At 32.7% G+C, this 12,653-nt stretch carries 15 protein-coding genes; all 15 read right to left on the bottom strand.

From position 1 onward, the window contains the following. Positions 1–49: 49 nt before the first annotated feature. Positions 50–1,249: a glycosyltransferase gene (locus tag FCL54_RS18365; protein ID WP_138128393.1), complete on the bottom strand. Its 1,200-nt coding sequence runs from the start codon at positions 1,247–1,249 to the stop codon at positions 50–52. Positions 1,250–1,263: 14 nt separating this feature from the next. Next, a complete protein-coding gene (locus FCL54_RS18370) occupies positions 1,264–1,893 on the bottom strand; it encodes an acyltransferase (RefSeq protein WP_246055340.1) in 630 nt (209 codons plus the stop codon). A 22-nt stretch (positions 1,894–1,915) separates the two neighbouring features. Continuing rightward, the gene (locus tag FCL54_RS18375; protein WP_138128394.1) at positions 1,916–2,659 is read right to left on the bottom strand and encodes a glycosyltransferase family 32 protein; all 744 of its coding nucleotides are present in this window, start codon (positions 2,657–2,659) and stop codon (positions 1,916–1,918) included. Between the two features lie 32 nt (positions 2,660–2,691). After that, entirely contained in the window at positions 2,692–3,036 is a 345-nt protein-coding gene (locus tag FCL54_RS18380) for a helix-turn-helix domain-containing protein (RefSeq protein WP_138128395.1), read from the bottom strand. A gap of 306 nt (positions 3,037–3,342) precedes the next feature. Next, positions 3,343–4,509, bottom strand: coding sequence for an aminotransferase class I/II-fold pyridoxal phosphate-dependent enzyme (locus FCL54_RS18385; RefSeq protein ID WP_138128396.1), 1,167 nt, complete (start codon positions 4,507–4,509; stop codon positions 3,343–3,345). A 17-nt stretch (positions 4,510–4,526) separates the two neighbouring features. After that, positions 4,527–5,213, bottom strand: a complete 687-nt coding sequence (locus FCL54_RS18390) for an HAD family hydrolase (RefSeq protein WP_138128397.1) — start codon at positions 5,211–5,213, stop codon at positions 4,527–4,529. Further along, a complete protein-coding gene (locus FCL54_RS18395; protein WP_138128398.1) occupies positions 5,191–6,192 on the bottom strand; it encodes an ATP-grasp domain-containing protein in 1,002 nt (333 codons plus the stop codon). The genes FCL54_RS18390 and FCL54_RS18395 overlap by 23 nt, the downstream gene beginning before the upstream one ends. After that, the gene (locus FCL54_RS18400) at positions 6,173–6,787 is read right to left on the bottom strand and encodes a sugar transferase (protein WP_138128399.1); all 615 of its coding nucleotides are present in this window, start codon (positions 6,785–6,787) and stop codon (positions 6,173–6,175) included. Before FCL54_RS18400 ends, FCL54_RS18395 begins: the two co-directional genes overlap by 20 nt. Before the next feature lie 4 nt (positions 6,788–6,791). Beyond that, positions 6,792–6,965, bottom strand: a complete 174-nt coding sequence (locus FCL54_RS24125) for a YwzD family small protein (protein WP_171016918.1) — start codon at positions 6,963–6,965, stop codon at positions 6,792–6,794. Positions 6,966–7,008: 43 nt separating this feature from the next. After that, the gene (locus tag FCL54_RS18405) at positions 7,009–7,281 is read right to left on the bottom strand and encodes a hypothetical protein (protein ID WP_138128400.1); all 273 of its coding nucleotides are present in this window, start codon (positions 7,279–7,281) and stop codon (positions 7,009–7,011) included. A 33-nt stretch (positions 7,282–7,314) separates the two neighbouring features. Then, on the bottom strand, positions 7,315–8,382 hold the full coding sequence (locus FCL54_RS18410; RefSeq protein WP_138128401.1) for an EpsG family protein: 1,068 nt from the start codon (positions 8,380–8,382) through the stop codon (positions 7,315–7,317). A 22-nt stretch (positions 8,383–8,404) separates the two neighbouring features. After that, positions 8,405–9,307, bottom strand: a complete 903-nt coding sequence (locus tag FCL54_RS18415; RefSeq protein ID WP_138128402.1) for a glycosyltransferase family 2 protein — start codon at positions 9,305–9,307, stop codon at positions 8,405–8,407. A gap of 15 nt (positions 9,308–9,322) precedes the next feature. Further along, entirely contained in the window at positions 9,323–10,441 is a 1,119-nt protein-coding gene (locus FCL54_RS18420) for a glycosyltransferase family 1 protein (protein WP_138128403.1), read from the bottom strand. Between the two features lie 10 nt (positions 10,442–10,451). Next, on the bottom strand, positions 10,452–11,519 hold the full coding sequence (locus tag FCL54_RS18425; RefSeq protein WP_138128404.1) for a glycosyltransferase: 1,068 nt from the start codon (positions 11,517–11,519) through the stop codon (positions 10,452–10,454). Then, positions 11,482–12,642, bottom strand: a complete 1,161-nt coding sequence (locus FCL54_RS18430; RefSeq protein ID WP_138128405.1) for a glycosyltransferase family 4 protein — start codon at positions 12,640–12,642, stop codon at positions 11,482–11,484. The genes FCL54_RS18425 and FCL54_RS18430 overlap by 38 nt, the downstream gene beginning before the upstream one ends. Positions 12,643–12,653 lie beyond the last annotated feature (11 nt).

Here is a 12,653-nt window from a genome sequence, read left to right on the forward strand (position 1 = left end):
TAACCAAAAAATCCCTTTTCTTTATGAATAAGTTTCATAGAAAAAAGGGTTAACTTCCGAATACCTTGTATAATTTTATTAATTCATCCTGATTGCTGTAATTCTTCTTTGCTGTTCCATCTATTAAATTACTTCGCAGTTCATTTTCTAACATTAATCTTTTAATTCCTCTTGACAGTCCTTCAATACTTAAATCACAGATTAAACCATCTATCCCATCCTGAACCTGACTCCTGGCTGTTGGATAGTTTGTTATTAAGACAGGTTTTCCTAATATCTTTGCCTCTGTTACTGTAACAGCTTTCCCTTCATATCTTGATGGCTGAACATATAAATCACAGTTTTTCATGTAGGGATAGGGATTTGTTTTTTTTCCTAGCAAAATAAAGCTTTCTTTCAGTTGATACTCTTCAATTAGCTTTCGAAGTTCAGTTTCATAACCACCATAGCCAATGACAAACCATTTTATATTTTGATAACCTTGTTCATGTAGGTTTCTTAACGCTTTAATAGCTATATCAAAACCTTTTACATATGACAATCTGCCAACGGATAATAGATTAAATGATTCGCTATCATGTTTATAGTAAACCTCTTCACTTGCCATCTTTTTTATAAATTCTGGCGAGTTAATGTTCTCCATTTGGAACACCTTGTATTTAAGAGAAGGATATGTGTGTAAAAAAGATTCTGTTACCTCATCTGAGATAGAAGCAATATAATCAAATTTATTCCATACATTAAGATCGAGTTTGTTATCAATTTCTAGTTTGCCATAATCCGTATGAATCCAGGCAATCTTCATCTTTGCATTTACCTTATATGCCAAAATATCATGGGGCCATGCATAGCTTATTGCAATATCATACAGTTTACTTTGCTTGGGTAAAAAATAAGTGGAATATTTTAATGATAGCTGCATCTGAATATATCCAGAACCTTCCTCTAATTTGAGAAATTTAGATTTGGCATTAGCTATATATTTGCTTGCTAATCTTACAAATGCAGTTGAATATTGCTTTTCTTTTACACATTCAACAATTGGTTTCCGAAAAAAAGAATACTGCTTTATTTGAGGTAGAACATTTACCTGATCTGGTATTAAACTTAAAAACTCTCCTGAATGGTTGAAAATTAAAAGATCAATATTATAAGAATCATAATCAAAACTCTCAAGCATATTAACCAAACTTCTTTCAATACCGCCGATTTCCATATCATAAACTGAAATTAGTATATCCTTTTTCATAGCAACCCTCTCAATTAACTACTTTTTACTTCGTTTAACTTAGAATGGCTTATGTATTTGCTCTCTCTTTTATTCAAGTATAAAGTGTTAGAGGGAACATGCCCTTTAACAACGCTTCCAGCTGCGATCACTGCATTATGACCTATTACCGTATCCTTTAAAATAACAACATTCGAACCTATCCAAACGTTTTCACCTATAATAACTTCTCCTTTTATAAGGTGACTATCACCTTCATTTTTATAATTATGATCATGGTCATTTATACATACATTAGGAGCTATCTTTGTGTTTCTTCCAATACTCACCTTTTTAACACAATTAATATTACAATTATCATTAATGAATACTTTTTCCCCAATGATCAGCTCCCCATCCAAATCTACGCGAAAACTTGCATTTTTTCGTATAAACGCAAATTCACCGATTGTAACCCTTGCCATTTTATTAAAAACTTCAATTTTGCTATTAGACTGAAGGGAGAAAATGGAAGATCGGATATTTTTAAAAAATAGCAATTTATAGAACAATCCTCTTATAAATCCTATTAATTGGGAAAAGTTCATGATAAGTGTAATATATAATCCTCGATTCCTAACTTCTCTTCTTAAGGTCTTGATAATTTTTATTATTGTAGTTACCATTATTAATCTCCCTCAATCTACTTTAATTAAATCTATATATCTTTCTTAGCTTTGCAATGTTATTCCCGCCAATTATTTTTGAAAGAGTAGATTTTAAATATCCTTTTATGCGAGCTTTTGGAGGCAACCAACTTTTATAAAAATGATGAATGGCGTACGTATTACTAGTTAAGAACTTTCGGCAATTAATATAATCATAAGGAGAAAAATATGTCTGAGGATAAAATGCACCTATCCCTGACAACTCTTGATATTCACCATTCCTTTTCAAGCCGAATTTTTGAAGTAAATCAGATAAGATAGCTACGTTTGTAAAACTGTCAATTGTTCCATCTTCTTGTATGAAGTTCTTATTATTATAAGAATCAAGGAATAGCTTTATCAGTTTATTTCCTTTAGCGGCTCCTATTGTACTTGTCGCAATAAAGTTTTCTTGTTCAAACCCCCAGAACGATTCATGATGTAACAAATCATCAAAGGATTTAAACAACTCAACATCTGTATCTAAATAAATCCCCCCGTAATTATATAAGGCTTTGACCCTTACAAAATCGCTAACAAAGGCGAATTTTTTAGAACGATAAGCTTCTCTTACGTAAGAATTACTACTATTAACATCGAAGTTTTGTTCATTCCACTCAATAATTTCATAGTCTGTTAAGTGCCTTTTCCAACTATCGATACATTTTTGGATTACTTTAGGTTTTTCTTTACCTCCGAACCAACAATAATGAATTATTTTTGGAATCTTATTTTGTTTAACCATTATCGATCTCCCTTAATGATGGAAGTTTTATTTTATTCGATCTCAACCTTTTCATTTTGCCACTTAATAAATTCAATTAATGTTTTAATTTCTTGAATCTGTTCTTTTTCAACTCCGGCACTTTTTAAGTCTTTTACAAATTCAAGCCACTCTCTTTCAATAACTTGTTGGTCCTGTTCATTTCCAGTTAAAAGTAGTGTTTTCAGGTCAACATCCAGTACAAATGATATTTTCTCTAATACCTGGATAGAGGGATTCTGGTTTAAGTTCCGTTCTATGCTACTTAAATATGACTTTGAAATTCTAGCTTTTTCTGCGAGTTCGGATAATGTATACCCCCTATTTTTCCTGATTTCCATTATGTTTTTTCCAATCATCCTTTATACCTCGTTATTCCTTATATTGTGTATTTCTTTTTAAAAAGGGAATTAGAAAGTATAAAACCCTTCAGCCTTGATAAAAGCATATTCGAATAACTTTCTATGATTTTCATAATAATGTTATAAGGAGGGATTAAATTATGCTTCAATTGCCAGGCAACCTTTCCAGGGACTTAAGCAATTGCTATCATAAACTAATGTATTCCTATAATTTTATCCTTTACAGAGACTGTAGAGACACACTATTAAAGCAAAAATTTTATAAGAGGGCAAAAGTTCATGAATATAAATACCTTTGTAAAGTCAAGCTAAACTCACAGCAGTAATGGCCTTTTTAAGACAATCTATTACTCTCATTTGTTCCTCTGTAGACATATTTGTTCCAGAAGGTAAACAAATCCCCGAGGAAAATAATTCTTCTGAAACACTAATTTTTTCGCTATGAGAATAATATGGACACTGTCTAAATACCGGTTGTAGATGAAGCGGTTTCCACACTGGCCGTGCCTCAATATTTTCTTTTTCCATATCCTGAATTATTGCAGATACCCTTACATTTGCTGCTGTTTGATCGATTGTTAAGGTTGTTAGCCACCTATTTGACTTTGTATTTTCTAATTCAGGCATAAACTTTACTCCCGGAAGAAAAGCTAGTTCTTGTTTATATTTTTGAAAAATGGTTCGTTTTGCGGCTACTCTTTCTTCTAAAACTTCTAATTGACCTCGACCTACACCAGCTAATAAATTACTCAACCTATAATTATAGCCGATAGTACTATGCTGATAATGAGGAGCAGGATCTCTTGCCTGTGTAGCCAAAAAACGAGCTCTTTTTAATGCTTCCACATCATTTGAAACCAGCATTCCCCCGCCAGAAGTGGTGATAATTTTATTTCCATTGAACGAGTAGATCCCAAACTTTCCAAAAGTTCCACTAGGCTTTTCCCTATAAGATGATCCAAGTGATTCCGCAGCATCTTCTATTACAGGTACATTGTAGTAATCACATATCGTTAATATTTCCTCCATTTTTGCACTTTGGCCGTATAAATTTACAACGATGACTGCTTTTGGTAAATTGCCTGTTGATTTTGCTTCCTTAAACGCTTTTGAAAGTGCCTGAGGCGACATGTTCCAGGTCTCTGGTTCTGAGTCAATAAAAACAGGTTCAGCATTCTGGTAAATGATCGGGTTTGCACTTGCGATAAAGGTAAGGCTGGAACAAAAAACCTTGTCTCCTCTTTTTATATCTAATAAAGAAAGAGCCAAATGAATCGCTGCAGTTCCAGAACTCACTGCAACAGCGTCATTGACTCCCACGTATCTTGCTATTTCTTTTTCAAAAGCATCAACATTGGGGCCTAGAGGAGCAATCCAGTTTGTTTCAAAGGCTTCCTTAATATATTTGAGTTCATTTCCACTCATATGAGGAGAAGAAAGATAGATTCTTTTTTTGTCATTAATCAACATTTTTTCCTCCTACTCAACTATTTAAAGGCATGTTTGAACTCTGCAATAAAACGGAGTTCTCTTAAATCTTTAATTTGGTAATGCGCTTGAAAACTCTCTTCTGAAATAGCATTAGAATATAAACCATCATCTCGTTTAATTTGAACCGTTTTCCAACCTAACCTTTTAGCGGTAACAAAATCTTTAGTTATGTTATCTCCCACATAAACACACTCATCGTGTGAACACATTAGTTTCCCTTTAATTCGCTCATATGGAAATGGACTGGGTTTCCAATGTTGCCTTCCAAATGTATCAGTTAGAACGATTGACTCAAATTTTTCTGTTAATCTTAATGCGTTTACTTTTCGTTTTTGTGTATTGACATAACCATCTGAAATAATACCTAGCTTGATGTTTTTGTTTAAATTTGTTAACACCCAGTTTGCATCTTCTAACAGTTTTATATCAGGATCATGTTCCCTATAGATTGTTACTAATTTATTTATCATTTCTTTATCGTAACTAATATTCAATTGATCGAGTGTTTTATTAAAGGTATTTTTTGTTTCACCTGATTCAAACAAAATTTTTGCTCTAATATAAAATTCATTTATCTCATAATTTTCAACTAACCATTGATGTACGGCCTTAAATCCACTCTTAACATAATCAATTTCTCTATATAAAGTATCATCTAGATCAAATACTAATGCTGTTATCATCTTGTATCCTCTCTGAAAAAACTTCTTCATCAAACCTAAGCATTGTTAAATTTTCTTTCCAAGAAAAATCTTTTTCGTTAAATACTTGTCCCTGGCCTGATTGAATTGTCCATAGTGGAAAGTTAGCTCCTGCTTCAATTGAAAGGGGGATACCTCCACCATATCTGGGATTAATTTCAATAAATTTTATTGCATTATTCTCTTGCTTAAAACACTGTATAGTTATACAGCCTTTTGGTCCTGGCAATAGATTAATAACCCTCTCTACTGCATCAATAATAGACTGATCTTTTTTTGTTATCCCTTTGCTTACTTCACCAGCTCTAGTTTCTATACGCTGTCTAGGAACAATTGATTTAATATTTCCTTGAAAATCAGTCATTACATCTACTGTATACTCAGTGCCGTTAATATATTCTTGGACCATCGCATTCGGAATGTATTCCCCAAAAAAATCCAATTCATTTTCATTATTTACTTTAAAAACACCTTCACTAGAGCTACCATCACGTGGTTTTATTAATAAAGGAAACTTATACTTGTGTGTGGATAACTCTTGCATACTATATACTTTTGGGGTATCAATATTATTTTTTATAAAGAAGAGATTAGTTTTTATTTTATCACTAGCTATTTCGATAACTTTACTACTTGATACTAAAATCTGAACCCCCTCCTTTTCAAATAAACTTTTATTACTTGCAAAAACCATTAATTCTGTATCTATTAAAGGGATTACTAAATTTATGCTCTCTTGTTTACAAATTTCTAGTATTCTTCCTACATATTTTTCATTTGCTACTCTTGGAACTAAGTAATGCTTGTCACTAAAAAAGGCTGCTGGGGCATTACTTTTAATATCAGTTGTTAAAACTTTTCCTGTAATTGAATTATCGGCCATTACTTTTTTGAACTTTCTAATCAATGACACTCTTCGACCACAACTGGTAAATAAAATGTTAACCTGAGTGTTTTTCATGAGTATTTATACTCCCTTTGAAGATAGGCATAGAAACATGGTCTTTATGTTCTATACCTTCAGATTTTAATACTTTTTTAAATGTTAAATATAATATTTTTAAATCTATCAGAAGATTTTGATGTTCAACATACCAAACATCGAATTTGAATTTATCTTCCCACGATATCGCATTTCTACCATTAACCTGGGCCCAACCTGTGATTCCTGGCTTTACGTCATGCCTCCTTGCCTGTTCTTTTGTATATAGTGGTAGGTACTCCATTAATAGTGGTCTTGGACCTACCAGGCTAATATCACCTTTTATAACATTTATTAGTTGTGGCAATTCATCTAAGCTATACTTCCTAATAAATTTACCAAAAGGTGTTAATCTCTGATGATCAGGGAGAAGTTTACCATCCTTACCAACCTGGTCAGTCATTGTACGAAATTTATAAAGATAAAAAGGCTTTCCGTATAAACCCGGGCGTTTCTGTTTAAATATAATGGGCGATCCTAACTTCACCTTTACTAATAGCCCAACAGTAACAGTGAGGGGAACTGAAATAATAAATATAAATAGGGAAAGAAGAAAATCCAAAAACCTTTTCATATCATTAACTCCCAGTCACACTGTCACTAATCTTCAAAATAGATTGTAATTTCTCTTTCAGTTCATTAATTACATCATTTGTTTCTATTGTTTCTGAGTTCTGGGCCCTCAAGCATATTTCATTTAAAATCTCTGTTAGTAGTTGTTGCGTTACCTTTTCAAAATTATTATTATTCATGTTTGATTCCTCACTTTATTAACTTTTTACTTTTCGGTTCAATTTAAAAAAACCCGCTTTCTACTAAGCGAGGATTCTCTATTTCATGCGATGTACTATATTCAGTTTTGTAACCATCAGGATTTCCTTCCTGCCACCTCCAAGAATCCTTACACATTTCTAAGATATCCATTTTAGCTTCCCAGCCAAGATCTGATTCAGGTTTCGTAGGGTCTGCATAACAAATTGTTGCATCTCCATGCATAGGGGTCACAACTTTGGAAGGAATACTCTTTCCAGAAGCTTGTAGACTTACTTTGTATTCCCGCTCCTCCAATTACAAGAACCGCCATATTTCACCCCCATTTAGTTATAGATTTATATAATCACTTCTATAATCAAGACCACCAAAACCTATTAAATGTTCATAAACAAAATAAATCATGTAGCATACTAAAATTGCATAATAGACAAACCTTCGCTCTCTCTCTTTAAAAAGTAGTACCAGCCATGATATTAAGATTAAATTATATAATCCAAAATAAATATTGAACCTTGCAAATATCCAGTTCTGAGAAGAAATTAAAGAAAACATTAAACAAATCAATGACATATTGACAATAATGTCACTCTTAGGCCAAAGTTCTCTTAGCTTATGTCTTCCAAGATAAGCGATCAAAACCGGCACAGCATCAACCATAACCCTTAGTTTATTTGCTCCACCTTCAACAAAACTACTGTAATGACCATATTGGGTTTCTTCTAATGCATTAAACAACAGTGTTGAAAACTCATTAAAGCCAATAACAATCAGGAGAGATGATGATAAAAGTAAATAAGTGACTTTTGTCCATGCTTCTCTTCTTACAAAAAAATAAATGGGTAAAAGTATAAGTGCACTTTGGTGTATCGTTGATGCAAGAAGTATTATTAAAGTATATTTTGTAAAACTCCCATTTAATAAATATTTTGTTGCAATAAACGCAATTGATGCTGCAAGATACTGTCTTATTCCATTCATGGAAGTAGTAAACATCCCTAAAGTTATGAACACATATATACTCAATTCGAAAAACCTTGAATATTGATAAAGGACAAATACGATTAAAAAGTTAGTCATGATAGCAGTAGTAAGAATTAATACTTGTGGATCATCTGAAATCTTTTGTAACAACATTTGCAAAATATTGAAACCAAAGTCGCCAGTATAGTCGATATCCTTCCAATTGAAAGTGGTTACGCTGTAAGAGTGCATATAAAAATAAGTATCACCAATATTATTTCTAAGGCCAGATACTGTGATTAATGTAATCATTACAAGAAAAACAAATAATCGATTTGGCTTTATTTCTTTATAACTATCAATAGAAGTGGAAAAATATCTTGAAAAAAAAGAAAATACATATACTAGAGAAAGGTTCAGCCACATGATTGCCATATTAAAATCCTTCCTTAAAGAATTAGCCGCTTTTTAAGACTGTTTTTTTGTCTGTGTTTATAATATAGAAATATAATAGGATTCCGAATGGCATAGCTAAGATAGTAGTAAATTTGTTAGGAGATTCTCTTATTAACCGTCTATTTCTGATCATAATATTGCTTGAAACATAGTGAATAGCTTCACGGAATCTTTCTTTAAAAGTTGGGGCATGTGTCATTGCAACTTTTCTAAAAAAAGAAAACCCGTTTGGGTTTTTCTTATATTGTTTAATAATATTCATGCTAGAACCGTCCTGCAGGTATTCGACATGACAGAACACTTCGTTCATTATTAACAAGGGACATTCTTGATCTATCAGAATGTATTTATAACTTAAAGGGCAATATTTCTCTCCGGGATATAAAGGATATGGTGGCATTTTTCGAGTTAATTCTGATCGGTATACAAGCTTCTTATCACCTTTTACCTTATATCTTCCATATAAATTTGATAGTGTAGATTTCCTCAAGCTATCTGGCATTTTTGTACCTATAATGTCTCCAGCATGATTAGCATCTAAACCTACTATTCCCGCATATCGGTTACTACCTTCGTCGTTCCATTTAGTAAGAATCTTTTCTACCGCATTTTCTGGCATATAATCATCAGAATCAATACAAACGTTGAGCTCAGTATCAATAAGTTCATAGGCTGTGTTATGTGCTCCATGCATACCTTGATTTTCCTGGAAGTGATATTTAATAAGTATCTCACTTTCATTAACCCATTTATCCACTAAATCTTTAGTATTATCAGTGGATCCATCATCGATAATTAGCCAAATAAAATCCTTACAGGTTTGCTTTTTTAGACTTTCATAACATTGATGGAGGATATAAGCACGATTATAAGTTGGTGTAAAAATAGTCAAAGTAGGGGGCATTTTAGTACCTCCGATTTAATTTATTTTGGATACATAATAATTTGTATAATATTCAGTGAGCCAGTAGGCCATGCTACTGGTATCATAGCCATGTTTTTTTAACAACTCAGCAGTATTTTCATGTTCGTAAGTAGAAGAAAGTACCTTTTCCGCCCACTCTTTGGCCGTCTGGTATAAACTCAAAAATTCTACTCTTCCTGTTACATCACTTTCTTTTGTAATTGCCTCAGATACCACACACTTTAATCCAGCTGCCTGTGCTTCAACTAACACAACTGGCAACCCTTCAAATAATGAAGGAAAAAGAAAGAGGTCCATCCCTTGCATAAGCTCTGAAATATTATTTCTTATTCCCAAAAATCGCACTTTGGAAGATAAGCCTAATATAGCAACTTTCTTTTCAATATCTTTTCTCAAGTTTCCATCTCCGATTAACACTAAAATAGCATCTGGTTTCTTTTGTTGAATCTCTTTGAAAATCTCGATTAAAAAATCATGGTTTTTTTGCTTATTAAATCTTCCTATGTGTCCTATTACCAGTTGATCTTTGGCATCCAGGTCTTTCCTTATCCTTGCTCTTGTTTTCTCGCAGTATTTAAACTCTTCAACATTTACTGCATTGTTTAACACCTTTACTTTTTCTATTTCTCTAGAGTTTTTTCCAAAAAGCCATTGGCCTGCCTTTTTAGAACAGGCAAAATAATCATTTGGAGCGTCTCTCAAATAATATCTTGCATATAGTCTAAATGGTAGCTTTAGATCAATGCCTAAATCACTTAAATGGCTGTGTGCAATTCTTCCAGGAACTCCGTGCTTCTTAGCAGCTCTTAAAACAAAACTACTGTTTTCGTTAATATGGGAATGTACAACTTTATATTCAGTATGTTCCTCAAAGAATTTATCTAACTTGTTAAAATACAATCGATAGTTACCTGGTTTAATTGGTGGCATTCTAAAAATTCTTCCACCAAGCTCAGTTATTTCTTTATCGTAATGACCTTCTTCATCTCTATGAACCAAAAAATCAAACTGGATGTGCGTTCGATCTATTTTTCGATAGTAATTCATTAGCATTGTTTCCAATCCGCCACAATTCATTATTGTAACCACTTGCAGTATTCGAATTGGCTGCATGTCTTCCCTCCTATCTCCCCATTTTCCTTAACCTGTCAGCAGTAATTAACATTAGGTAAACTCCTAGTGAAAATCGATATTTTGCACAAAAATAAAACCCTTTCCAAATGATCGGAAAATAGGTCAATTCAAATTTCATAAAGGATTGTCTAATTCGTTTATCGTTTAACATGTTATGTATTTTCATTATTTTTTTAATGGCTGAATGATTATTGTCTTTGCTAATTGTATTAAATCCAAAACCTAGAGTATTTAGACATATTCGGTTGTTTAAAGCTAAATAGTAGTCATTATCCATTTGATTTTTTTCAATTAATTCTTCAATCGTATCATAAAGTAAAAACCACTGATTTAATAAATTTGGCTTGTATCTGGAAGTTATTGATTCTATATTTTCTCTCCAATAATGATAAAAAGGACTATTTATGAAGACGAAAGAACTTGCATAAGATGTGGCTACAATATTAAATAAAGAGTCCTCATTTGTCCCAATATTACTTAAGTCTTCAAATCTAATATTGTTTTCTTTTATTAAATCGGCTTTGTATAGTTTTGACCATACCGTTCCCCAGGAATCCAATAAATCTGGATTTGCAACTTCCGTATCTAAGGGGCCAATCAATCTCCTTAATACGAAATTTTTCACTTCTTCTCTTTCATACTTAACTTTCTGAGGGAGATTAAAATTTTTTTCTTTGGAATAGTTTTTGAATTCACGAATATATGAACACATAACTATATCTGCTTTTTCGTTTACTGCGATTTGTTGCATCTTTTCATACATTTCAAATTCAACCCAATCATCTGGATCAACAAATCCTATATAATTACCAGATGCAGAGAGAATCCCTTCGTTTCTTGCTGAAGAAACCCCACCATTATCCTTTTCAATCACTTTAATACGGCTATCTTCACTGGAATATCTTTTTAAGATATTTGAACTTGAATCAGTGGACCCATCATTGATTGTAATTATCTCTATCTCTTTTAATGTTTGTGCTAATAGGCTATCCAAACATCTCTCTAGGTAATCTTCTGCATTATATATAGGAACGATTATACTTACTATCGGCTTCATTGCTTTCCCCCATATACATTGAGTAAATCCTGCTTAATTCTTTACCTACAGCATTTAAAGAATATTTTTGTACTCTCTTCTTACTTTCGTATCCCATTTGCTCGCGTAATTTTTCCGATTGATATAATTCTTGAATCTTAACACCAAATAATTTGTAGTCTTGTGGGGGAACTATATAGCCATTAACTTTATCAAGTACTAGTTCAAAGTGGCCTCGGTTTTTAGTAGCTATAACAGGAAGGCCACAAGACATCGCCTCAATTATGTTTACTGGCAATCCTTCTCTTAAACTTGAAGCTACGGCCAGATCTGATATTTTTAAAAATGGCTTAATATCCTCTTTAAATCCTAGAAATCTAACCATTTCAAAAACACCATACTGTCTTGCTAAAGTTTTACACGCATTTATTAATGGACCATCCCCTGCCAGTACTAGTTTCACATGAGGGATTCTCCCCTTTACTTCTGCTAAGGCTTTTATTAATAGACTTTGATTTTTATTTTTGTTAAATTCAGCAGCATAAAAGAGTATAAAATCTTCATTGCTAAAGTCCATCTCATTTCTCAAGGAAATCTTTTCACCACATGGTGCCTGGAAAAATGATTCCACATTTACCCCAACCCCATGGACAAGCTCAATTTTTTTGGTGCTAAAATTTTGTGATGCTATGTTATAATCTTCTTCATTAATTGTGATTAAACAGTCCGTAATAGAAGCGAGTACCTTTTCAATCGGATAGTATAACATCCAGTTCTGTAAAGGGGCTCCCTTACAAAAGTGAAATCCATGTGCTGTGTACAGTACCTTCGTTCCAGTTTTTCGAGATTTTATTGCTGCTAAACGAGTGAGCACCCCTCCCATTGGTGTATGGCAATGAATTACTTTATACTCGTTTTTATTTATAATAGAAGCTAGTTGTTTATATGCTGTTAAATTCTGTTTCTTAAAAGGTGATCGGTGAACAGGAATACTAAATTTCTTATCAACAAAGGGAAGTTCAATGTTGCCTGATGCAGCAACATGAACTTCCCAGCCTTGTTTTTTAAACCACTCTAAATATGGGATATGAAAAGCCTTAAAATGATAATCAACCGTTGCACAAAACAATACCTTATTTTTCATCTTTGACTCCC

Origin of the sequence: Exobacillus caeni, from assembly GCF_005747095.1 — a bacterium.
GTDB lineage: Bacteria > Bacillota > Bacilli > Bacillales > Guptibacillaceae > Exobacillus > Exobacillus caeni.

What these genes read in the sequence shown, in the direction of transcription:
- FCL54_RS18365 (WP_138128393.1), bottom strand. Translation starts at nt 1,249, where the DNA reads ATGAAAAAGGATATACTAATTTCAGTTTATGATATGGAAATCGGCGGT.
- FCL54_RS18370 (WP_246055340.1), bottom strand. Translation starts at nt 1,893, where the DNA reads ATGGTAACTACAATAATAAAAATTATCAAGACCTTAAGAAGAGAAGTT.
- FCL54_RS18375 (WP_138128394.1), bottom strand. Translation starts at nt 2,659, where the DNA reads ATGGTTAAACAAAATAAGATTCCAAAAATAATTCATTATTGTTGGTTC.
- FCL54_RS18380 (WP_138128395.1), bottom strand. Translation starts at nt 3,036, where the DNA reads ATGATTGGAAAAAACATAATGGAAATCAGGAAAAATAGGGGGTATACA.
- FCL54_RS18385 (WP_138128396.1), bottom strand. Translation starts at nt 4,509, where the DNA reads ATGTTGATTAATGACAAAAAAAGAATCTATCTTTCTTCTCCTCATATG.
- FCL54_RS18390 (WP_138128397.1), bottom strand. Translation starts at nt 5,213, where the DNA reads ATGATAACAGCATTAGTATTTGATCTAGATGATACTTTATATAGAGAA.
- FCL54_RS18395 (WP_138128398.1), bottom strand. Translation starts at nt 6,192, where the DNA reads ATGAAAAACACTCAGGTTAACATTTTATTTACCAGTTGTGGTCGAAGA.
- FCL54_RS18400 (WP_138128399.1), bottom strand. Translation starts at nt 6,787, where the DNA reads ATGAAAAGGTTTTTGGATTTTCTTCTTTCCCTATTTATATTTATTATT.
- FCL54_RS24125 (WP_171016918.1), bottom strand. Translation starts at nt 6,965, where the DNA reads ATGAATAATAATAATTTTGAAAAGGTAACGCAACAACTACTAACAGAG.
- FCL54_RS18410 (WP_138128401.1), bottom strand. Translation starts at nt 8,382, where the DNA reads ATGGCAATCATGTGGCTGAACCTTTCTCTAGTATATGTATTTTCTTTT.
- FCL54_RS18415 (WP_138128402.1), bottom strand. Translation starts at nt 9,307, where the DNA reads ATGCCCCCTACTTTGACTATTTTTACACCAACTTATAATCGTGCTTAT.
- FCL54_RS18420 (WP_138128403.1), bottom strand. Translation starts at nt 10,441, where the DNA reads ATGCAGCCAATTCGAATACTGCAAGTGGTTACAATAATGAATTGTGGC.
- FCL54_RS18425 (WP_138128404.1), bottom strand. Translation starts at nt 11,519, where the DNA reads ATGAAGCCGATAGTAAGTATAATCGTTCCTATATATAATGCAGAAGAT.
- FCL54_RS18430 (WP_138128405.1), bottom strand. Translation starts at nt 12,642, where the DNA reads ATGAAAAATAAGGTATTGTTTTGTGCAACGGTTGATTATCATTTTAAG.